A 20,350-nucleotide genomic window follows, 5' to 3' on the forward strand; every position below is an offset into this window, starting at 1 on the left:
TCAGTAGAAGGTAGTGACCATAGACCCGGTCTTAAGCCGCCACGACTGTCCGGGTCGGCGACGGATCTGGCACCTGAAGGCTGCGGATCGGTAGCTGTGTCGCGGTGCCACTGGCAGGGATGAATTTCAGCCGCAATGGGCCGTGAAGCCAGCCCTCCTGCTCCAGTTCAACCCGGCCTTGGGAGGAGAGAAACAGCAGAGCCCAGAACACCCCAACGCGGTCACGGTCAAGGTCAGCGGCTGCGGCGACCTCCCACCGCTCCACGAGCTGATCGAAGCCCACCCAGTCCAGGGCAGTCTCCCAACCGTTGAGAAACACCCCCAGCGCTGCGGTGGTTTCCGGGAGTTTTTCGCGGTGGGCCAGTCCAGCGACCTGGGCGATGGCTTCACGGTTGCTGTAGCGCTTCTGCCGTTTCCGCCGTCGCGCCTCGAGTTCGTCCGATTCCAGTTGCTCTGCGATCGATTCCAGTTGTTCGATCAGCTCCCCAAGGGTGACGGGGCGTCTTAAAGGCGGTGGAGCTACGGGCCGCCGCAGCAGGTGCTTCTCCGGTCGTCGGGGCAGATCGAAGGCGGGATCAAGCCAGCCCTGCTCATCAAAGTCTGCGTCGAAGTGGTCTTCGACCTCCGGGGCGGGGGGCAGCATGCTGGCCTCGAGCATTTCTGCTTTGAGCCCCACCAGTACGGAGGCGGCCAGGAAGGCTTCGCTGCTTTCGGCTAGGTCCCGTTCGTAACTGCCGCCCCGTCCGGCCAAGACGGCTGCTACCTGACCGGGAACCTCGATGCGTTGTCTGAGTTGATCCAGAAATCCGTCGATGACTGCAATGACATCGACATCCCACGGATCGAGATCTCCACTCTCCGCTGCGTCCTGCAAAAGCCGGATCGCGAGGCGGGCTCCAGCATCAGCGCCGTCGTTGGGGGCCACCTGGAGCAAGTCAATTCACCCTCTGCAGGCAAGGTATCGGGCGCAAACGGTTGCTGCCAGGGGGCTGTTTCAGCGATTCATCAGTGCGATCAGGCCTCAGTCGGCCGAGTTGTCGCCGGATTCATCACTTTCGGCAGCGCTGGCGGTCACGGTGGCGGCGGGGAGGAGACCTAACTGGGTTTCAACGGTGGAGCGATAGCGGTTGAGGTCGGTTTCCAGCTCTTGGATGCGTACCTGCTGCGCTTCAAATTCGTTGGCTTTGGAGAATTGATCCACGTTGTTGAGCATTCCCGTCCAGGCGGCAAAAAACCACGCCGCTACTGCACCGAATCCAGCCACCAGAAGCAACAACCCGGCTAGAGGCAGGGTGTATTCCATGCCTGGCAACACATGCACGGTGGTTGCGTTGGTGTTCGCCAGGGTGAAAAACACGGTGATCAGTCCAAAGGAGAAGATCAGGCCGAAGTTGATCTGGCGCATGTTCTGGAGGAGCGATAATTCAACTTACGGACAGTTGGTAGCTCCCGAACAAGAATCGATACGTGTTTTATGAAGTGCCCACCATGGGGGCCTGGATCACAGCCGGAACCGTTGCTTGGCCTCGAATCAAGGGGGCCGTTGGTGACATCACCTGCTCCATGGCGCCCAGGTTTCGGTTCACCAGGGCTTCAATTGAGCTGCGGTAGCTGTCGGTCATCAGCTTGGGATAGAGCCCAATTCCGATGATCGGCACCAGCAGGCAACCGATGATGTACACCTCACGCGGCTCCGCATCCACCAAGTTGGTGTGGGAGACCAGCTCCTCCTTCTCTTTGCCGAAGAAGATCTCCCGCAGCATCGAGAGCAGATAGATCGGCGTGAGAATCACGCCAACAGCGGCCAGAGCGCAGATCACCACGCGGAAGGGCAGGGTGTAGGCCTCATCGGTTGCGAAACCTGCGAACACCATCAATTCACTGACGAATCCACTCATGCCTGGCAGAGCCAGGGATGCGAGGGCACAAACGGTCCACAGCGCGAACATGATCCGCATCTTCTGGCCAATGCCCCCCATCTCATCCAGCTGAAGGGTGTGGGTGCGGTCGTAGGTGGCACCTACGAGGAAGAACAGGCTGGCCCCGATCAACCCGTGGCTGATCATTTGGAGCATGGCTCCACTGGTGCCGAGGGCACTGAAGCTGCCCACGCCGATCAGCACGAAACCCATGTGGCTGATCGAGCTGTAGGCGATCTTTCGCTTCAGGTTGCGCTGGGCGAAAGAGGTGAGGGCGGCGTAGATGATGTTGACCACCCCCAACACAATCAGCAGCGGTGCGAACTGAGCGTGGGCCGCTGGCAGCAGTTCGCAGTTAAACCGCAGCAGCGCATAGCCCCCCATCTTCAGCAGGATGCCGGCCAGAAGCATGTGCACCGGTGCAGTGGCTTCGCCATGGGCATCCGGGAGCCAGGTGTGCAGCGGCACGATCGGCAGTTTCACGCCGAAGGCGATCAGTAGCCCGGCGTAGCAGAGCAGTTGAAAGCCCGTGCCGAAGTCCTTTGCGGCAAGAGCGGTGTACTCAAAGCTGGGGGTGCCACCGCCGAAGAATCCCATGGCCAAAGCGGCCAAAAGAATGAACAGGGAGCTGCCAGCGGTGTAGAGAATGAATTTTGTGGCTGCGTACTGGCGTTTCTTGCCGCCCCAGATGGCCAGAAGTAGATACACCGGGATCAGCTCCAGCTCCCAGGCCAGGAAGAACAGCAGCATGTCTTGCACCGCGAAGACTGCGATCTGGCCGCCGTCCATGGCCAGGAGCAGGAAATAAAACAAGCGCGGTTTGAAACTCACCGGCCAAGCAGCCAGGCAAGCCAGGGTTGTGATGAAGCTGGTGAGCAGAATCAGCGGCATCGAGAGCCCATCCGCTCCAACCGCCCAAGTGAGCCCCAGATCGGGCAGCCAGCTCACCCGTTCGGACAGCTGCAGGCCACTCAGGCTGGGGTCATAGCCGGTCAGGTAAGCCGCAACGGTGATCAGAAAGGTGATCAGCGTCACGATTAGGGCATACCAGCGCACCTTTTTGCCGTCCCCTTCATCGGGAACGAGAGGAACCAGCAGTGCACCCACGATCGGAACCAGGATCGATAGGCTCAGCCACGGAACTGTGGCCTGCACCGGGTCGCCAAGTCCGGCGACTGCGAATTCGAACACGCTGTGAATCCGACCCTTACTGGTTGGATCGTAGAAATCATGGGCGCTGTGTCATCACCTCGATAGGCGATGACACACATGTCCGATCGAGACTTAAGAGATCGGTCCGCCGATGACGCCGAACAGCACCACCAGAGCAATCACTCCAGCGAACACGATCAGGGCATAGAACTGCGCGCGTCCGGTCTCCAGATACTTCAGACCCTCGCCGCTTCCGAGGGTGAGAAGTCCGGTGAGATTGACAACACCATCAACCACCTTCGCGTCCACTTCGAGAACCTCCCGGGCCAGTTTGCGGCTGCCTCGTACAAACAACTTCTCGTTGACCACATCGAGATACCACTTATTGGCGAAGAAGGCATTCACCGTGGGGAAGCGGCCGGCCACCATTTCACCCAGATCGATCCGATGCAGGGCATAGGCCAGAACAGCCAGGGTGATGCCCGCGACGGAGATGGCCACTGAAGCCCCCGCCAGTGGCAGGAATTCCCCCCAGCTGAACTGTTCTGCCATCTCGAGAGCTTCCTCAGGATTCAGCAGCCCTGCAAAGCGGCTGTTCCAGGGCGTTCCGAGAAGACCAATGAGCACCGAAGGCACCGCCAACACCGCCAAGGGTGCGGCCATGGGCCAGGCGGACTCGTGCACGCTGCCACCATGGAGATGGTGTTCCGCAGGATCCTTGCCAGCTGCTGCGAGCAGTTGGGTCTGCATGGCGGTGTCGTTGCCGCGGAACTCCCCTTCAAAGGTGAGGAAGTACAGGCGGAACATGTAAAAGGCCGTCATTCCCGCAGTCATGAAACCCACCACCCACAGCAGGGGATAACTGTTGAAGGCTTGACCAAGGATTTCGTCTTTGCTCCAGAAGCCAGCCAGGGGAGGAATGCCGCTGATGGCGATGCAACCGATGAAGAAGGTGATCGAGGTGACTGGCATCTTTTTGCGTAAGCCACCCATCAGACGCATGTCTTGGGCGAGCACGGGCTCGTGACCCACCACCTCTTCCATGGCGTGGATCACGGAGCCAGAACCCAGGAACAGCATGGCCTTGAAGAAGGCATGAGTCACCAGGTGAAAGATGCCAGCAACCGGGGCTCCACAACCCATGGCCAGCATCATGTAGCCGAGCTGGGAGACGGTGCTGTAAGCCAGCCCCTTCTTGAGGTCCATCTGGGTGAGGGCGATGGAGGCCCCCAAGAAGCAGGTGATCGTGCCGACGACGGCAATCACCGTTTGAATGACGGGGAATTGGGCGTACAGCGGATCGAGGCGGGCCACAAGGAACACCCCTGCAGCCACCATCGTGGCGGCGTGAATCAGGGCTGAAATGGGTGTCGGACCCTCCATGGCATCGGGCAGCCAGACATGGAGGGGGAACTGAGCCGACTTGGCCATCGGACCCATGAACACCAGCAAGCAGAGCAGCAGTGCTGCCCATGGGGCCACCGTTCCATTGGCCAGGCCGTTCTGCAGACCATCGGCAATGCCCTGGAAATCAAAACTGCCGGTGGCCCAGAACAGGCCAAGGATTCCCAGTAGCAGACCGAAGTCACCGACTCGGTTCACCACAAAGGCTTTCTGGGCTGCATGGGCGGCACCATCGCGGTCGTACCAGAAGCCCACCAGCAGGTAGGAGCACATGCCCACCAGCTCCCAGAAGACGTAGATCTCCAGGAGATTGGGACTGATGATCAGCCCCAGCATGGAGCTGCTGAACAGAGCCAGATAGGTGAAGAAGCGCACATAGCCCTTGTCGTGAGCCATGTAGCCATGGGAATACACCATCACCAGCAGGGCGATGGTGGTGACCAGCGCGAGCATCACGGCCCCAAGCGGATCAACCACGTAGCCCATCGGCAAAACGAAGCTGCCCGCACTGGCCCATACGAATAGATGCTCGACCGGTGGGGCCCCATTGAGCTGGTTGAACAGGATGCTGTAGCTCAGCACCGCAGCTGCACCGACACAGGAAATCAAAAGCAGCGCAACGGGTTTGCGCAATCGGTTGATCGTGCGGTTGAAGCTGATCAATCCCAACCCGGTCAGCACGGCGCCGAACAGGGGCAAAACGGGAATGAGCCAGGCGAGTTCCTCGGCCGAGGGCATCCGCAAGCAGCAGGTTGAAGCGAGTGTAGGCAGCTCAGCCCAGGAGTTTCTGGAGTGCTGAATTGCGCATCAACCCTGCAGCGGTCGGAATGAAGCGATGGGCCCACCAAAAGATGCCGACGGCGATGGCGATACCGAGTTGCGCGGGTCGGACGAATTCCTGCCACTGGAGCTGCTGGCGTCCATCCAGAACCGCGGCGAAGGGAACGATGGAGGTGTTGGCCTTGAGTTCATCAAAGGCTTCACCGAAGCGAGCTTTCGAACGCCGGTCGCCATGCCAGACAGCGAATATGTGATGACCGATTAAGCCCACGCAGGTCACCAGCATGAAGCTGCTGCCGATCCAGAGGGCGTGGGTGAGGCACCAGAGAATTTGACCGATGGCCTGCGGATGCCGGCTGATGCGGATGATCCCCGTGGCGTAAAGACGCACCTGTGGTTTCAGCACTGCCGGGATCTCCAGCAGGTTGTAGGTGGCTGGATATAGAAACAGAAAGCTGACGGCCGTTCCAATCCACACGAGCGGAATCACGCCCGGGACGCCCTGCAGATTCCACAGCCGCACCCCGTCGTAGCGATGGGCCAGGAACCATCCGATCACCACCACGGCCGAGGGAATGCTGGCTGCCGCGAAGATCAGCCGCCAGGCCCGTGCGCCGATCACTGCCTCAGCGCGGGTGCGCAGGGCTGCTCCACCGCTGTGAATCACCGCAAACAGGATCAGCAGCAGCAGCATCACGATGCTGCTGTGGTGAGTCGAGGCCATGGCCGCTGGGTTGGGAGGGCGTGATTCTGGCTGGCGGACCCAGCAGTCCTAGATTTCAGTCGTTCCCCCGGGTGTTCCGCGGTGGCCGATCTGCCGTTCACCCTCGACCAACTGCGGATCCTTCGCGCGATTGTGAGTGAGGGCAGCTTCAAGAAAGCTGCCGACAGTCTTTACGTCACCCAGCCCGCCGTCAGCCTTCAGATCCAGAACCTGGAGAAGCAACTGGAGGTGTCGCTGTTCGATCGCGGCGGGCGCAAGGCACAGCTGACGGAAGCCGGCCATTTGCTGCTGAGTTACTGCGACCGCATCCTCAGCCAGTGCCATGAAGCCTGTCGGGCTTTGGATGATCTCCACAACCTCAAAGGTGGCTCCCTGATCGTGGGGGCGAGTCAGACGACAGGCACTTACTTGATGCCTCGGATGATCGGCTTGTTCCGCCAGAAATACCCGGAGGTGTCGGTGCAGCTCCAGGTCCACAGCACCAGGAGAACCGGTTGGAGCGTGGCCAATGGCCAGGTCGATCTGGCCATCATTGGCGGTGAATTGCCGGCGGAACTCAATGAACTGCTGCAGGTGGTTCCATACGCCAGTGACGAGCTCGCGCTTGTGCTGCCGGTGAAGCACCCGTTGGCCCGACTGGCTGAACTCACCAAGGAAGACCTCTATCGCCTGGGCTTCGTCTGCCTTGATGCGCAATCGACCACCCGGAAGATGGTCGATCAGCTCCTGGCCCGCTCCGGCCTGGATGTGCAGCGCCTGCGCATCGACATGGAACTGAATTCGCTGGAAGCGATCAAGAATGCAGTTCAGGCTGGCCTTGGTGCCGCCTTTGTTCCCGTGGTGTCGATTGAGCGGGAGTTATCGGCGGGAACGATTCACCGCCCTCAAGTGGCCGATCTGCAGGTGCGGCGCCAGCTCAAGCTGATCACCCATCCCGCCCGCTACTGCTCACGGGCCTCGGTGGCCTTTCGCAATGACGTCTTACCTGTCTTTGCCAGTGCCGACAGCCCCATACGCCAGGCACCGAAAGCAGTGCCTGAGGTGATGGGGGAGCCGCTGATTCAGAACTGATCTGCTTCTGGGGTCAAACCGACCGAGTCGTCAGCCACGCCCCGGGTCAGGAATTTGTTCTGAGTGATGTCGGTTTGGTAAACGCAGCGCACCACGGGTTTGTCCCGCACAGAGCCGATGTAGGCAAAGGTATTCATCCGTTGTTTGCATTCACGCTCCTGCTCGGAGCTGATGGCCCCTTCCTTGCGCAGCACCGACCAGTTTTCCCGGCGGATGACGCAACCCGGTTGCAGCGTTGGCTGGGTCACGAAGCTGCTGGAAGGGTTGAGCGTTGTGTACATCTCGATGTCCATGACGAAGGCGCTCGCCCCCCACTGCCGGCAGAATTCCGGGTCTGGCACAGCCATGTCCAGTTGCTGGGAACTGGCGATGTTGCCTTGGTCACCTTGTGTTGTGCTGGTGACAGCACTTCCGATGCCGATCCCCACCACAAGAACACCTGCCAAAACGGCCACGGTGAGGGTGCTGAATTGGAAGGGGCCCTGAGATCCACCTCCCGGTGGGGGACCTGGTGGTCGCCCGTATCCACCACGCTGCGGGGGGTCGTAACGATCCCGCTCAGACCGGTCGTAACGGCCGTCCCTTGGCCCGCGACTACCTCGGTCGTACCGCGAGCGGGTCACAACAGTTCAGGGGTGCGGGGCAGGCCCATGGAGAAGTTCTGCACACGGCCATCGGTGTTGTAGCTCAGTTCTCCTGCTTGCAGCAGCTGACGGATGAATCCCTCCAGGTCGGTGCCGATGCGGCGCAGGGTGTAGTCACTCAGTTCGCCGCCGGCCGCGGCATCCACCAGTTCCTTGAAGCGTCCTTGCACCTTGGTGAGGCTGGCGTCGTCCCACAGGAATTCATTGTCGGGATCCAGATCCAAGGTGAGTTGGTCGTCCGAAGGGACGAGATCTTCATCCTGGAGGGCCGCTGTGAACAGGCGCACGTGACGGGTGGTGCACTTGAGAAGGGTGTCAGCCAAGACGCGACCACGGGAAAGCTGACACGACTTTAAGAAGCGAACGGGGGTCAAGCCCTTTTAAGGTTGGTTCCACTTTCGAGACGGCCGCATGCGCGTCGCTATTGCCGGAGCTGGTCTTGCAGGACTCTCCTGTGCCAAATATCTGGCGGATGCCGGCCACACGCCGATCGTTGTCGAAGCCAGGGATGTTCTCGGCGGCAAGGTCGCAGCCTGGAAAGACGAAGACGGCGACTGGTACGAGACCGGCCTGCATATCTTTTTCGGCGCTTACCCGAACATGCTGCAGCTCTTTAAAGAGCTGAACATCGAAGACCGGCTGCAGTGGAAGAGCCACTCGATGATCTTCAATCAGCAGGAGGAACCAGGCACCTACAGCCGCTTTGATTTTCCTGATCTGCCAGCCCCTGTGAATGGTGTGGCCGCGATCCTGGGAAACAACGACATGCTGAGCTGGCCTGAGAAAATTAGCTTCGGCCTGGGCCTTGTGCCTGCGATGCTCCGGGGGCAGGGGTATGTCGAAGAGTGCGACAAGTATTCCTGGACCGAGTGGCTGCGGGTCCACAACATTCCCGAACGGGTGAACGATGAAGTGTTCTTAGCGATGAGCAAGGCGCTGAATTTCATCGATCCCGATGAAATCTCTGCCACGGTTGTGCTCACAGCGCTCAATCGTTTCCTGCAGGAGAAGAACGGCTCCAAGATGGCTTTCCTCGATGGCGCGCCCCCGGAGCGGCTTTGCCAGCCGGTGGTCGAGCACATCGAATCACTCGGTGGGGAAGTGCATCTCGATAGTCCCCTGCGGGAGATCAAGCTCAATGAGGATGGTTCTGTAGCGGCCTTCCACATCGGCGGCTTGAAGGGCAAGGAGAGCTTCGATCTCACCGCTGATGCCTACGTCAGTGCATTGCCTGTTGATCCCTTCAAGCTGCTCTTGCCCGAGCCCTGGAAGCAGATGGAGGTTTTCAGCAAGCTCGATGGTCTGCGTGGTGTGCCCGTGATCAACCTGCACCTCTGGTTCGATCGCAAGCTCACCGATATCGACCATCTGTTGTTCAGCCGGTCGCCCCTGCTCAGCGTCTACGCCGACATGAGCATCACTTGCAGGGAGTATGAAGACCCCGACAAGTCAATGCTCGAGCTGGTGTTCGCGCCAGCCAAGGACTGGATCGGTCGCCCTGATGAAGAGATCATCGAGGCCACCATGGGCGAGCTTACCAAGCTGTTCCCGATGCATTTTGGTGGTGAAAATCCCGCCACACTGCGCAAATACAAGGTCGTGAAGACTCCTTTGTCCGTCTACAAAACGACCCCTGGTTGTCAGCAGTTGCGCCCCGATCAGACCACCCCAATCAAGAACTTCTTCCTGGCCGGTGATTACACGATGCAGCGCTATCTCGCATCGATGGAAGGCGCCGTGCTGAGTGGCAAGCTCTGCGCCGGTGCGGTGGACCGCAAGACAGGTCAGCTGGCATCATCGACCTCTTCTAGTGAGCCCGTGACGGCCTGAGCCATGCCCCTCGCCTCCCCGGATCTCGACGCAGCCTTCGAGGCCTGCCGTCGGGAGACCGCTGAGTGGGCCAAGACGTTCTATATCGGCACCTTGCTTCTGCCCCCAGAGAAGCGGCGTGCCATCTGGGCGATCTATGTCTGGTGCCGTCGTACGGACGAGTTGATGGATAGCCCTGAAGCTCAGGCGCGTCCGGTGGAGGAGCTTGCTGAGCGGCTCGACGGCTGGGAAGAGAAAACCCGGGCTTTGTTCGCCGGACGGGTGGAGGACGATCTGGATGCGGTGATGGTGGACACCCTGGAGCGGTTTCCCCAGGGCATCCAGCCTTATCTCGACATGATTGAGGGACAGCGGATGGACCTCACCTGGACCCGCTACCCCCGCTTCGAGGACCTCAAGCTCTACTGCTACCGCGTTGCTGGCACCGTTGGCCTGATGACCCAGGGAGTTATGGGTGTCGATCAGGCCTACACCTCAGCTCCCTGGAGTGACTGCCCAGACACATCCGATGCTGCCGTCGCTTTGGGGATCGCCAACCAGCTCACCAACATCCTTCGGGATGTGGGTGAAGATCGGGGCCGCGGTCGTATCTATCTGCCGCAAGAAGATCTCGAGCGCTTCGGATATTCAGAAGATGAGTTGATGGCAGGAACACTCAACAATTCCTGGCGTGCATTGATGCGATTCCAGTTGGAGCGGGCCCGCGACTGGTTTGCGCGTTCTGAAGCCGGGGTGCGCTGGCTCTCTGCCGATGCGCGCTGGCCGGTGTGGACGTCGTTACGGCTCTATCGGGGAATCTTGGATGAGATTGAACGGGTCGATTACGACGTGTTCAATCACCGTGCCTACGTGGCCAAGGTCAACAAGCTGCTCGATCTGCCGCGTTCGTTCCTCCTGGCCCAGTCACGCTGAGGTTCGATTCAGCAAAAAGCCCCTGCCAGTAAAACCGGCAGGGGCTGATGAATAGCGTTTTGCTCAACCAGATCGCTGAAGGATTCAGACTGCAGTCTTCTGGTCGGCCAGCAGGTCCTTGAGCTTGGACAGCTCACCGGCCCAGCGGGGGTCGGGAGCGCCTTCGCTCTTCTCGTCACTGTGAACCACCTTGTTCACCGCTTTGCGGGCCACCTGAGGCTGGCCTGCAGCATTGGGGGCTCCACGACGGTTGCCACCGGCGTTGTTATCCCGTCGTTCGGAACGCTCGATCCGGAGAGAGCTTCCACCGAACTCTTTGCCGTTCAGCTGTTCGATCACTGCATCGGCGACCTTGGCGTCGTCGACATTGGCAAAGCCGAATCCACGACAGCTGCCGGTTTCGCGGTCGAGAACCGACTTGAACCGAATCCCCTCTCCAACTGACTTGAGCAGAGCCACCAGCTCCTGTTCTTCAAAGGTCTGCGGCAGGTTGCCGATGTACAGGCGGATGCTCATGAAGGAAAGAAAATGCGATCTGTCGGTGTCTGACCGTCATCATTGACACCTGCAAAGTTAATCACAGAGCCTCGCTTTCACGGGTCAAGAAATGTTTGGCTTCCTCAATGGCCTCAGTCGTGGTCTGGATCCTCTGGAAGGCGCGTTCAAGCTTCAGATGATGCAGCAGACGTCCAAGAAGGGGGCCGGGTTGCATCTCCAGAGCCTTGAGCAGGCTGTTGCCGTCGATGGGTGCTCTGGGGTGGAACAGGGGGTCATCAGCGTCCCGCCATCGCCGCAGCCAGATCTCTTTCTCGGGCATTGGCAGTTGCAGGGCGAGCGCGGGGAGATCCCGTTCAAGCTCGTCATGCAATCTCAGTCGATCGGTTTCCAGCAGACACTCCGGTGCCAGGCCGGTGTGTTGCTGCCAGAACCGCAGGCGTTCGCAGCGTTGGCGCAGGGCCCGACTGGCTCGGAGTTGGATCATGCCGTCATCACTGATGAGGGCTGTTAGCCGCGCCAAGGGCAGAGCGACAGCTACTTCCTCCTTGCTCATGCCTTCCGTGTCAGCGGGCGCTGGTGGTTGCCCCTCGGCGGCCCAGGGGCGCAGCAACGGCAGACTCCGCAGGGCTGCTATCGCTGCATCGGCGTGCTCGCCCCGCACCAGGCGCTGCAGTTCCGCGAGGATCCGCTCCGGTGCCGCCTCAGGCAGCCGTGAGGCATGACGCTCAATCCAGCCCATGGTTTGGCTGCAGATTGTGAGCGGGATCTCAGCCGCTAGCCTCAATCCCCGCAGCAGCCGCAAGGGATCGTCGGTGAGGTTGGTTTCCGACACAGCAGTCAGGCAACCCTGTTGGAGATCGTTCAGTCCACCGGTGGGGTCCCACAACTGTCCCCAGGGTTGGAGCGAAACAGCGATGGCATTGAGTCGGTAGTCGCGGCGCCAGAGATCGTCTTCGATGCAGGCACCGTCCTGTCGGGCGATGTCCACCGTCCAGCCTCCGAGCACCAGCCGAGCAATGCTCCGTTCCCTGTCCAGCACCACACAGGTGCCATGGAGCTCCTGGGCTAGGGCCTGGGTCAGAGCGATGGCGTCGGTCGGGACCACGAGATCTAGATCGGGTTGATCCTGGAGACGGTCGAGCAATCCATCGCGAACTGCCCCGCCCACCAGCGCTGTGCCTTTGGGGAGCCGTTTCAGGGGGAGCGGCCATTGCGCTGGTGCCAGTCGCGCTCGCAACTGTTCAAGCAGTACGTCGCCAGAGCCTTGGACCATCAGAATGGGGGAGTGAACGGCCTTGGGAGGCATGTGCATCTGCGTGGACTGCAGCTGGGTCGACCGTTGTCAGGCCTATCACGCAGTTGAGCGTCAGCATGGCGTTCCGCATCTTGCTGAGACTCCGGACTTTGAGCCAGATGCGCCGAGAATTCACGTGTCGGTGATCGATCTCCCCAATGGTCAGGCCGGGGTTGAGTGGGATGTTCGGTCCTGCTCAAGCTTTAAGGCAGATCCCGGTCGATGGCGGCGTTGCTGTCCAGGGCAGGAGTTGCCCCGATGACGGCCTTGCCGCTGCTGCTCGCCTTGCACAGCTGTTCGGATCGATTTGGGATGGCGCTGCTTGATCCTGAGCAGCCTGGAGCAGGGCCGCTCGTGCAGGTTCATCCCGATGGACGTGGGCTGTCTAACAGTCTGATTTCGCGCGTTCAGGCGCTCCTTCCCCCTGAGCGTTGGTCCCAATTGCAGGGCCTTGCCGTGGCGACAGGGCCTGGCGGCTTCACCGGCACCCGCCTGACGGTGGTGATGGCGCGCACCCTGGCGCAACAGCTGGATTGCCCCCTGCTCGGGGTAAGCAGTTACGCCTTGATGGCGCCACGCTTGGAGTCGCAACTGCTGGGATCGAATCAGGGGCAACCGTTCTGGATCACCCAGGAGTTGCCCCGCCGGGGGGTGGTTGGTGGTCAGTACCAGATCATCTCGGGGCAGGTCCACGAACTCAGCCTGCCGACCTTGCTGCCGCAGGGGGCATCTCCTCAGCCAGCCGTTGAGGCACAACTTGATGTGGCGGCGGATGTGGAGCTGTTGCTGCAGCTGTTGCAGCGCAGCCATGGGGCCGGGGTGGCGATGCCCTGGGCTGAGGTCTTGCCGATCTATCCCACTTCTCCTGTTGGACAGGTCTGATGGCGGGAGTGCGTACAGGGCTGCTGCTGGGTGCTGGCCTCATGGCCTGGCTGCTGGGGCCCGGACCGCTGTCTCCCTATCGCCAGGCTCTGTTGGATCGCAGCCCACCGCAACTCGTGCTTGTGCTTGGGGGTGATGTGGACCGGGAACGAATGGGTGCCCGGTTGGCGCGTCAGCTTGATCTGCCGCTGCTGGTGAGCGGTGGTAGCAATCCTGAGTACGCCGAATGGATGCTCAGTGAAGAGCGCTTCAATCCAGACCGCGTCACCCTCGATTACCGGGCCCGTGACACCCTCAGCAACTTCACCTCTGTTGTGGATGAGCTGCAGGCGGATGGCGTCCGCCACGTGTTGCTGGTGACCAGCGAAGACCACTTGCCACGCTCGATGGCGGTGGGCCAGGTGGTGGCGGGGAGCCGAGGCATTCAGCTCACCGGAGTTCCCGTGGCGTGCCGTACGGATTGCATGCAGGAGGGGCGCTTGAAGCAATGGAGTGACTGGTTGCGCGCCTTGGCTTGGGTGATGACGGGTCGAGACCTCAGGGATGCTGCGGACCCTGATCCAGCAGAGCATTGATGCGTTCCTGCAGCAGGGCGGTGGTGGCATCCAGATCGGGCCTGCGGCGACTGGCCGGTGCTGGGATGGGGTCACCGATACGCAGCTGGATGGGCACCAGGCGCGGCCAGCTGCGACCCGTTCCCAAGGCGCGGTGGCTGTTATGGATGGCCACCGGCAGCAGTGGGGCGCCTGTACGCGCCGCCAGCAGGGCCGCTCCGGGGAGTGGGTTGTTGATCCGGCCGTCGCTTTGTCGGGTGCCGTCCAGGAAAACGCCGGTGGCCCAGCCCTCCTCGAGCCGTGCCGTCGCTGTTCGAATCGCTTCGCGATCGCTGGCCCCCCGCCGGACGGGGTAGGCACCACAGGCCCGGATCACACGTCCCAGCAGCGGGATGCTGAATAGTTCCGCCTTCGCCATGAAAGCAACGGGGCGGCCCAGGGCATGGCCCAGCAAGGGGGGGTCCAGATGGGAGCCGTGATTGGCCACCACCACGAGAGGCCCTTGCATGGGTACTCGGTTGTTGCCTGCGGTCGAGCCGCGGAACAGCAAGCGAAAGACAGGGAAGACCAGCAGGTTGCTGACCAGCCGGTAGGTGAAGCTTGGCTTGGGTGTGGGCACGAGGCTGGATTGACTCACTGCCCGAGGTCTCCCGCCCCGGCGATCTGGGCGGTGGTCACGCCGCTCATGCTTCGTTTCGCCAGGCCACTGAGCACGTTCCCCGGTCCGATTTCCACCAGGGTGTCTACGCCGCTATCGGTCATCGCCGCCATGGTTTCTCGCCAGCGCACCCCGGTCGTCATCTGCTGCTTCAGGCGTTGTTTGAGCTCGTCCGCGCTGGTGCTGGCGCTGGCAGCGCTGTTGCTGAGCACCGGAACGCGGGCATCCTGAAATGGCACCTGGTCCAGCGCAGCGGCAAAGCGCTCAGCAGCCTCTGCCATGAAAGGAGAGTGGAAAGCCCCGGAGACGACCAAAGGGATCGCGCGCTTGCATTTCAGGGCTCCACTCACGCTCTGTACGGCCTCTGGAGCGCCGGAGATCACCACTTGGGCATCGCTGTTGTCGTTGGCGATGCTGACGCCTTCCGTGGCGGCTACCAGGTCGTCCAGCTGACCGCGATCGAAGCCGATCACGGCCGTCATGGCACCGCCCCCAGCGCTCGCCATCAGTTCTGAGCGGGTCTTCATCAGCTGCAGGCCTGTGTCCAGCCCAAACACACCAGCGCTGTAGAGGGCGACCAGCTCGCCCAGGCTGTGGCCGGCCACCAGTGCAGGCTCGCGGCCCTGCTGCTGCAGGTTGTCGGCCAGCAGCGATTCGATCACGAACAGGGCGGGCTGGGTGTTGCGGGTGTCGTTGAGATCATCCGGTCCATCACCGCCGCCGCTTTCGCCCTGGCAGATCGCCAAGAGGTCGCGCCCCAGCAGTTCGGAGGCTGTGGCGAAACGTTCGCGGCTGCCATCGATGCTGAGCAGCGCTTCTGCCATGCCCACCTTTTGAGAGCCCTGACCGGGAAAGACCCAGGCGATCGCCATTGCTGTTTTCTGCTGACCGTGCCGGAGATTAGGCGGGGCCGCTCCAGCGGAAGAGTGCTGCACCCCAGCTCAATCCCGCTCCGAAGCCACTGCTGGCGATGCGGTGTCCGGGTTGGATGCGTCCATCGCGCACGGCTTCGTCCAGCATCAAGGGAATGGTGGCCGCTGATGTGTTGCCGTAGTGCGCCAGATTGCTGAGCACTTTCTCGGATGGGACAGAGAAGCGATCTGCCACTGCATCAAGGATTCGTTGGTTGGCCTGATGCAGCAGCAGCCAGTCCACGGCATCTGCAGCGACGCTTTTCTGTTCGAGCAGTTGCTCGAGGATGGCTGGCACTTCGCGCACCGCGAATTTGTAGACCTCCTGCCCGTTCATCTGAATGGGTTCGAAGCCGCCGCACTGATGGCTGGCGTCCCCCACAAGGGACTTGCGCTCGCTGACCTGGGGAAGCTGGAGGACCTCGCCTCGGCTGCCATCAGAGCGCAGCAGGAATCCCTCCAGATTGTCTTGGCCGTTTTCTGATGCCTCCAGCACCACGGCGCCGGCCGCATCACCGAACAGCACACAGGAGCGTCGGTCGTCCCAGTTCACCCAGCGGCTCAGTTGATCGGCTCCCACCACGAGGATGCGGCGCATCGCCCCACTGCGCAGGTACTGGGCAGCGGTGACAACGGCGAAAAGAAAGCCACTACAGGCGGCGGTGAGATCAAAGGCCACGGCATTGGTGGCACCCAGTCGAGCCTGTAGGCGTGGCGCCGAACCGAACAGGTCGTCTGGGGTCGAGGTCGCCAACAAAATCAGATCGAGGCTGTCGGCAGACCAACCGGCCATGGCGAGAGCCCGTTCCGCCGCTAATCCACTCAGTTCGGTTAGGGATTCATCCGCATCGATCACGCGTCGTGCGGCAATCCCGGTACGACTCCGAATCCAGGAATCACTGGTTTCAACCCGCTGGCCGAGCTCTTCGTTGCTGATGGAGCGGCTGGGCGTCGCGCTGCCAGACCCTCGGAACAACACCCCTCTGGTTGTGCTGAGCGGCTCGACCAAAGCGGAGGTTGAAGGACGTCGCGTCAGTCAATCACAACCCTGATGCAGTGTTGCGAGATCCTCCATGACGCCATGGCTCGCAGCGGAGTGGGCAATGCGCAGGGCACTAACGACCGAGAGGGCCCGGCTGCTGCCATGGCCGATCACGGAAATGCCGTTGACGCCCAGAAGCAGCGCCCCACCGTGCTCGGCATGGTCCAACCGCTTCTTAATGCGTTTGAGGTTGCTGCGCAGAAACGCTGATCCCACCTTGCCGCGCCGACCCCGGGGCAACTCCGCCCGCAGCACCCCCAGCAGAACACTGCCGACGGATTCCAAAAACTTCAGCAACACATTGCCGGTGAATCCATCACAGACCACTACATCGAAATCGCCCGAGAGGACATCACGGCCTTCGCAGTTTCCGGCGAAATGCAGCCTGGATTCATCCCGCAGCAGTTCATGGCTCTTTAAGGAGAGATCGTTCCCCTTGCATTCCTCTTCGCCGATGTTCAGCAGGCCGATCCGCGGCTGACTCACCTGGAGAACATCACGGCTGTAGATGTTCCCCAGCAGGGCGAATTGGTGCAGATAGGCGGGTTTGCAGTCCATGTTGGCGCCAACGTCGAGCACCAATACCGGCTGACCGGGATCTTTGGTTGGGAACAGTGCACCGATGGCTGGTCGGTCGATGCCCTTCAGCCGTCCCAGCCGGAAAATCGCCGAAGCCATCACTGCACCGGAATTTCCGGCTGAGTACACCGCGAGAGCTTCCCCTTTCTTCACGAGGTCCATGGCCACATTGATGCTGGCGTCCCTTTTGCGCCGCACCGCCGTGGCCTCGTCATCCATGCCGATGGAGGGGCCACTGGCCACCAGGTCCAGATGCCCTGCTGCCCTTGCACTTTCTAGGGATTCGCGCAGGCCGAGGCTGTTGGCGGCGGCCATGACCCGCTCGATTTCCCCCACGAAGCGGATCTTCAGGGGTAGCCGGTCAATGGCGTCCAGACATCCCTCCAGAATTGGACCTGGGGCATGGTCACCGCCCATGCCATCGACGGCGACCCAGAGACGTTCCGCATCGTCGATCTCGTCGGCATCAGTGCCCCCCTGCAGCCAGCGCAGGGGATCGAACACCAGCGGTTGGAGCACGTTGCTGGCCACCGTGCCGGCTCCGGACACCACGGTTTCTGCCACGGTGCCCGCCATCGATCCGGCTGCCGTTGCTGAGTTGGCAGCACCATCCACGATGGTTGTGACGGCGGCGTTGCGCCGATACCAGATCACCAGGCGACGGATCGCCCGAGGACGGTTGGTCTTGTTCCGCGGCTGAGGGGCCGGGGCGGGATCAGGGACCTTCGGAGGCAACGGAATCGACGATGCGCTGGAACAGGTAGCCGGTGCCCCGAGCTGTGAGGATTAACTCGGGATTGGCCGGATCATCCTCCAGTTTGGATCGCAGCCGGGAGATATGAACATCCACCACCCGGGTGTCCACGTGGCGTTCCGGGGTGTAACCCCAAACCTCCTTGAGGATCTCGCCGCGGTTGAACGGTTCACCGGAACGGCTCACCAGCAGTTCCAGCAGGCTGAATTCCATGCCTGTCAGCCGGATCCTTTCGTCGCCACGGAACACCTGGCGTTTGTTGGTGTCGATTCGCAAGTCGATCACCTGAATGACCCCGGAGTTGGGGATGCCCGCCACCTGTTCCTTCTCAACCCGTCGCAGCACGCAGCGGATGCGGGCCTCCAGCTCCTTGGGGCTGAAGGGCTTCACCACGTAGTCATCGGCCCCAAGCTCAAGCCCTGTGATTCGGTCGGCCACGTCGCCGAGGGCCGTCAGCATCACGATGGGTACGTCCGACTCCTTGCGAAGCTCTTGGCAGACGCCGTAGCCATCCAGCTTCGGCATCATCACGTCCAGCACCACGAGGTCGGGAGTGCAGGTCGGGAACAATTCCAGGGCTTCGGTGCCGTCGCAGGCGGTCACCACGTTGTACCCAATCATGGATAACCGGGTTTCCAGGATCCGTCGGATCGATGCCTCGTCGTCGACCACGAGGATCGTTTCCTTGGTGGGAGCCGTGGCCGTCATGGGCAACGAGGCGTTAGTCACTTCTCGCCACAAATAAAAGGGCAGCCCCCTGATTCGTTCATTCAACGGCAACTTTCTTCACAGTTCGCAGTGCCCAAGTCCACCGCTGTTTTCATCTGTCAGGTCTGCGGAGCCCGTGCCCGACAGTTTTTTGGCCGTTGCCCCGAGTGCGGCAGCTGGAATTCCTTGGTGGAGCAATCTCAGCCTCCAGCCGATGGCCGTCGTCGCCGCAGTGCTCCGGATCCAGAGGTGGCCGCTGCGCCGCGACGCTCCACCGCCATGGCCTCGCTGGAGGATCAACCGCTGCAACGCCTGGCGACCGGTTCCGCTGAATTTGACCGTGTTTTGGGTGGAGGCCTTGTGCCCGGTTCTCTGGTGCTCGTGGGCGGCGATCCAGGAATCGGCAAGAGCACGTTGCTGCTGCAGAGCGCCTCGGCGATGGCGGCCGGTGCATCGGTGCTTTACGTGAGTGCTGAGGAATCGGCGCAGCAGGTGAAGCTGCGCTGGCAGCGGCTCGCTGGAGGGGCATCGGAGCTGCAGTTGCTGGCCGAAACCGATCTGGAACTGGTGTTGGAGGAGCTGGAAGCGCTTCGCCCCGCTGTGGCGATTATCGACAGCATTCAGGCCTTACATGACGCCAATCTCACCAGTGCTCCGGGGTCGGTTGGCCAGGTGCGCGAATGTGCGGCTGCCCTGCAACGGTTGGCCAAACGCCAGAACATTTCCCTGCTCTTGGTGGGCCATGTCACCAAGGAAGGCATGCTGGCCGGCCCGAAGGTGTTGGAACACCTTGTGGATGCCGTACTCACCTTCGAAGGTGACCGGTTCGCCAGTCACCGCCTGCTGCGCGCCGTTAAGAACCGCTTCGGCGCCACCCATGAGTTGGGTTTGTTCGAGATGCAGAGCGGTGGCTTAGCCGAGGTGGGCAACCCCAGTGAGCTGTTCCTCAGCGATGCCCGTGCGTCCGGTGTGGCGACGATCGTGGCCTGTGAGGGCACGCGTTCGCTGGTGGTGGATCTGCAGGCTCTGGTGAATGTCACCAGCTATGCCAGCCCGCGACGTACAGCCACAGGGATCGGCACGAACCGTTTGCACCAGATCCTTGCGGTGCTGGAGAAGCACATGGGACTGCCGCTCTCGCGCTTCGATTGCTACCTCGCCGTTGCCGGTGGTCTGGAGGTGGAGGAGCCGGCGGCGGATCTGGGGGTTGCTGCTGCAGTGGTTGCCAGCTTTAGAGATCTCACTCTTCCTGCGGGCACGGTGTTGATCGGAGAGCTCGGTTTGGGGGGACAGCTGCGCCCTGTCGGTCAGCTGGAGTTGCGGCTCCAGGAAGCGGCACGGCTGGGGTTTCGGCGGGCTGTCGTGCCCCGGGGCAGCGGCCTCGGAGATCTGGCGTCGGGTCTGGATCTGGCTCTTCTGGAGGCCGATAACGTCACCGAGGCCTTGGTGCTGGCGCTCGGTGATGCTGTGCAGCCCGATCAGACCTGATTCAGAAGTAGACGTCGACGTTGCTGCGGCCTGTTGATTTCAACCAGTTTTCGATATCGAGATAACCGCCGGGATTGAGGCGCACGGCCTGGGTCCAGACATCGGCTGCCTGATCAAACCAGCGATCGGCTTCGTCCTGCCGACCGCCTTCTTCGGCGATTCGCCCCCGTTTTTCGTAGATCAGCCCCATGTTCTTGAGGCAGGAGGGTTGCTTTGGGTTTTCTTCGAGAGCCTGGCGGTAGGTCTCGATGGCCCGCTCCTCCTCGCCATTGGACATGTAAATGATGGCCATGTTCTTGAGGGTTTCACTCCGGTCTGTGGAGTTCTCCTCAAGCTTCAGAGCCTCCTCATAGTTCTCCAGTGCCTCGGCGTAATCACCATCGTTCTGGGCGGAGAGGCCATCGCGGTAATAGACGTAGGCCTCCTTCGAGCGGGCATTGATCGGCAACAGCTTGACGATCAGGTCCGCCATCACCGTGAAGCTCTTGTCAATGAAGTTGTCGTTGCGGTTGCTGCGGGGCACGGCGCTCCGGCGGACTGGCCCCC

22 protein-coding genes are annotated in these 20,350 nt (G+C 61.4%); 7 read left to right on the forward strand and 15 right to left on the reverse strand.

From position 1 onward, the window contains the following. Positions 1 to 31 precede the first annotated feature (31 nt). The 5 genes from FZZ88_RS05930 to FZZ88_RS05950 all read right to left on the reverse strand — a co-directional run bounded on the left by FZZ88_RS05930 (position 32) and on the right by FZZ88_RS05950 (position 5,979). Positions 32 to 934, reverse strand: a complete 903-nt coding sequence (locus FZZ88_RS05930) for a segregation/condensation protein A (protein WP_166018453.1) — start codon at positions 932 to 934, stop codon at positions 32 to 34. A gap of 87 nt (positions 935 to 1,021) precedes the next feature. Next, positions 1,022 to 1,405 carry a lipopolysaccharide assembly protein LapA domain-containing protein gene (locus tag FZZ88_RS05935; RefSeq protein ID WP_166018455.1) on the reverse strand — a complete coding sequence of 128 codons (384 nt, stop codon included), beginning with the start codon at positions 1,403 to 1,405 and terminating at the stop codon, positions 1,022 to 1,024. A gap of 67 nt (positions 1,406 to 1,472) precedes the next feature. Further along, positions 1,473 to 3,110 (reverse strand): NAD(P)H-quinone oxidoreductase subunit 4, encoded by a 1,638-nt coding sequence (locus FZZ88_RS05940; RefSeq protein WP_115024432.1) that lies wholly within the window; start codon positions 3,108 to 3,110, stop codon positions 1,473 to 1,475. 93 nt (positions 3,111 to 3,203) lie between these two features. After that, positions 3,204 to 5,213, reverse strand: a complete 2,010-nt coding sequence (locus tag FZZ88_RS05945; RefSeq protein WP_166018457.1) for an NAD(P)H-quinone oxidoreductase subunit 5 — start codon at positions 5,211 to 5,213, stop codon at positions 3,204 to 3,206. A 34-nt stretch (positions 5,214 to 5,247) separates the two neighbouring features. After that, a complete protein-coding gene (locus tag FZZ88_RS05950; RefSeq protein WP_166018458.1) occupies positions 5,248 to 5,979 on the reverse strand; it encodes an NnrU family protein in 732 nt (243 codons plus the stop codon). Positions 5,980 to 6,060: 81 nt separating this feature from the next. Between FZZ88_RS05950 and FZZ88_RS05955 the strand changes: the two genes are divergently transcribed. Beyond that, positions 6,061 to 7,050, forward strand: a complete 990-nt coding sequence (locus FZZ88_RS05955) for a LysR family transcriptional regulator (RefSeq protein ID WP_166018461.1) — start codon at positions 6,061 to 6,063, stop codon at positions 7,048 to 7,050. On the opposite strand, the gene FZZ88_RS05960 is transcribed toward FZZ88_RS05955, so the two are convergent. Together FZZ88_RS05960 and FZZ88_RS05965 are read right to left on the reverse strand one after the other, a co-directional pair. Then, a complete protein-coding gene (locus tag FZZ88_RS05960) occupies positions 7,041 to 7,673 on the reverse strand; it encodes a DUF3172 domain-containing protein (protein WP_166018463.1) in 633 nt (210 codons plus the stop codon). The two genes, FZZ88_RS05955 and FZZ88_RS05960, sit on opposite strands and share 10 nt — an antisense overlap. Continuing rightward, entirely contained in the window at positions 7,670 to 8,017 is a 348-nt protein-coding gene (locus FZZ88_RS05965; protein ID WP_115094927.1) for an NAD(P)H-quinone oxidoreductase subunit M, read from the reverse strand. The genes FZZ88_RS05960 and FZZ88_RS05965 overlap by 4 nt, the downstream gene beginning before the upstream one ends. An 88-nt stretch (positions 8,018 to 8,105) precedes the next feature. Between FZZ88_RS05965 and pds the strand changes: the two genes are divergently transcribed. Next, positions 8,106 to 9,524: a 15-cis-phytoene desaturase gene (gene pds / locus FZZ88_RS05970; RefSeq protein WP_166018465.1), complete on the forward strand. Its 1,419-nt coding sequence runs from the start codon at positions 8,106 to 8,108 to the stop codon at positions 9,522 to 9,524. A 3-nt stretch (positions 9,525 to 9,527) separates the two neighbouring features. Then, on the forward strand, positions 9,528 to 10,436 hold the full coding sequence (locus FZZ88_RS05975) for a phytoene synthase (RefSeq protein WP_166018467.1): 909 nt from the start codon (positions 9,528 to 9,530) through the stop codon (positions 10,434 to 10,436). Between the two features lie 84 nt (positions 10,437 to 10,520). On the opposite strand, the gene FZZ88_RS05980 is transcribed toward FZZ88_RS05975, so the two are convergent. Beyond that, positions 10,521 to 10,952, reverse strand: a complete 432-nt coding sequence (locus FZZ88_RS05980; protein ID WP_166018469.1) for an RNA-binding protein — start codon at positions 10,950 to 10,952, stop codon at positions 10,521 to 10,523. A 61-nt stretch (positions 10,953 to 11,013) separates the two neighbouring features. Continuing rightward, positions 11,014 to 12,207 carry a CCA tRNA nucleotidyltransferase gene (locus FZZ88_RS05985; RefSeq protein ID WP_166018471.1) on the reverse strand — a complete coding sequence of 398 codons (1,194 nt, stop codon included), beginning with the start codon at positions 12,205 to 12,207 and terminating at the stop codon, positions 11,014 to 11,016. A 31-nt stretch (positions 12,208 to 12,238) separates the two neighbouring features. Here FZZ88_RS05985 and FZZ88_RS05990 point away from each other — a divergent pair, with 31 nt between their 5' ends. Genes FZZ88_RS05990 through FZZ88_RS06000 form a run of 3 tightly spaced genes read left to right on the forward strand, consistent with a single transcriptional unit; the run spans position 12,239 to position 13,685 of the window. Further along, positions 12,239 to 12,490, forward strand: a complete 252-nt coding sequence (locus FZZ88_RS05990) for a Ycf34 family protein (protein ID WP_115024415.1) — start codon at positions 12,239 to 12,241, stop codon at positions 12,488 to 12,490. Then, a complete protein-coding gene (gene tsaB / locus FZZ88_RS05995; RefSeq protein ID WP_226423755.1) occupies positions 12,451 to 13,110 on the forward strand; it encodes a tRNA (adenosine(37)-N6)-threonylcarbamoyltransferase complex dimerization subunit type 1 TsaB in 660 nt (219 codons plus the stop codon). The genes FZZ88_RS05990 and tsaB overlap by 40 nt, the downstream gene beginning before the upstream one ends. Further along, positions 13,110 to 13,685 (forward strand): YdcF family protein, encoded by a 576-nt coding sequence (locus FZZ88_RS06000; protein ID WP_166018475.1) that lies wholly within the window; start codon positions 13,110 to 13,112, stop codon positions 13,683 to 13,685. The genes tsaB and FZZ88_RS06000 overlap by 1 nt, the downstream gene beginning before the upstream one ends. Here FZZ88_RS06000 and FZZ88_RS06005 read toward each other — a convergent pair. The 5 genes from FZZ88_RS06005 to rpaB are packed head-to-tail and all read right to left on the reverse strand — an operon-like array spanning position 13,648 to position 18,316. After that, entirely contained in the window at positions 13,648 to 14,301 is a 654-nt protein-coding gene (locus tag FZZ88_RS06005; RefSeq protein ID WP_166018477.1) for a lysophospholipid acyltransferase family protein, read from the reverse strand. The two genes, FZZ88_RS06000 and FZZ88_RS06005, sit on opposite strands and share 38 nt — an antisense overlap. After that, positions 14,298 to 15,194 carry an ACP S-malonyltransferase gene (gene fabD, locus FZZ88_RS06010; protein ID WP_166018478.1) on the reverse strand — a complete coding sequence of 299 codons (897 nt, stop codon included), beginning with the start codon at positions 15,192 to 15,194 and terminating at the stop codon, positions 14,298 to 14,300. The genes FZZ88_RS06005 and fabD overlap by 4 nt, the downstream gene beginning before the upstream one ends. A gap of 28 nt (positions 15,195 to 15,222) precedes the next feature. Continuing rightward, positions 15,223 to 16,212 carry a beta-ketoacyl-ACP synthase III gene (locus FZZ88_RS06015; protein WP_226423759.1) on the reverse strand — a complete coding sequence of 330 codons (990 nt, stop codon included), beginning with the start codon at positions 16,210 to 16,212 and terminating at the stop codon, positions 15,223 to 15,225. Between the two features lie 57 nt (positions 16,213 to 16,269). Further along, positions 16,270 to 17,589: a phosphate acyltransferase PlsX gene (gene plsX / locus FZZ88_RS06020; protein ID WP_166018480.1), complete on the reverse strand. Its 1,320-nt coding sequence runs from the start codon at positions 17,587 to 17,589 to the stop codon at positions 16,270 to 16,272. Continuing rightward, positions 17,570 to 18,316, reverse strand: a complete 747-nt coding sequence (gene rpaB / locus FZZ88_RS06025) for a response regulator transcription factor RpaB (RefSeq protein ID WP_115094937.1) — start codon at positions 18,314 to 18,316, stop codon at positions 17,570 to 17,572. Before rpaB ends, plsX begins: the two co-directional genes overlap by 20 nt. 90 nt (positions 18,317 to 18,406) lie before the next feature. Between rpaB and radA the strand changes: the two genes are divergently transcribed. Next, entirely contained in the window at positions 18,407 to 19,804 is a 1,398-nt protein-coding gene (radA, locus tag FZZ88_RS06030) for a DNA repair protein RadA (protein WP_166018481.1), read from the forward strand. A gap of 1 nt (position 19,805) precedes the next feature. Here the strand turns inward: radA and FZZ88_RS06035 are convergent, their stop codons facing one another. Then, positions 19,806 to 20,327 carry a photosystem I assembly protein Ycf3 gene (locus FZZ88_RS06035; RefSeq protein WP_115024398.1) on the reverse strand — a complete coding sequence of 174 codons (522 nt, stop codon included), beginning with the start codon at positions 20,325 to 20,327 and terminating at the stop codon, positions 19,806 to 19,808. Positions 20,328 to 20,350 lie beyond the last annotated feature (23 nt).

This window comes from Synechococcus sp. PH41509, assembly GCF_020514285.1.
Lineage (GTDB): Bacteria > Cyanobacteriota > Cyanobacteriia > PCC-6307 > Cyanobiaceae > Parasynechococcus.

Bases quoted from the DNA above. Each gene is read 5' to 3' on its own strand.
- FZZ88_RS05935 (WP_166018455.1), bottom strand. From the start codon at position 1,405: ATGCGCCAGATCAACTTCGGCCTGATCTTCTCCTTTGGACTGATCACC.
- FZZ88_RS05945 (WP_166018457.1), bottom strand. From the start codon at position 5,213: ATGCCCTCGGCCGAGGAACTCGCCTGGCTCATTCCCGTTTTGCCCCTG.
- FZZ88_RS05950 (WP_166018458.1), bottom strand. From the start codon at position 5,979: ATGGCCTCGACTCACCACAGCAGCATCGTGATGCTGCTGCTGCTGATC.
- pds (WP_166018465.1), top strand. From the start codon at position 8,106: ATGCGCGTCGCTATTGCCGGAGCTGGTCTTGCAGGACTCTCCTGTGCC.
- FZZ88_RS05975 (WP_166018467.1), top strand. From the start codon at position 9,528: ATGCCCCTCGCCTCCCCGGATCTCGACGCAGCCTTCGAGGCCTGCCGT.
- FZZ88_RS05980 (WP_166018469.1), bottom strand. From the start codon at position 10,952: ATGAGCATCCGCCTGTACATCGGCAACCTGCCGCAGACCTTTGAAGAA.
- FZZ88_RS05985 (WP_166018471.1), bottom strand. From the start codon at position 12,207: ATGGTCCAAGGCTCTGGCGACGTACTGCTTGAACAGTTGCGAGCGCGA.
- FZZ88_RS05990 (WP_115024415.1), top strand. From the start codon at position 12,239: ATGTGCATCTGCGTGGACTGCAGCTGGGTCGACCGTTGTCAGGCCTAT.
- tsaB (WP_226423755.1), top strand. From the start codon at position 12,451: ATGGCGGCGTTGCTGTCCAGGGCAGGAGTTGCCCCGATGACGGCCTTG.
- FZZ88_RS06000 (WP_166018475.1), top strand. From the start codon at position 13,110: ATGGCGGGAGTGCGTACAGGGCTGCTGCTGGGTGCTGGCCTCATGGCC.
- fabD (WP_166018478.1), bottom strand. From the start codon at position 15,194: ATGGCGATCGCCTGGGTCTTTCCCGGTCAGGGCTCTCAAAAGGTGGGC.
- rpaB (WP_115094937.1), bottom strand. From the start codon at position 18,316: ATGACGGCCACGGCTCCCACCAAGGAAACGATCCTCGTGGTCGACGAC.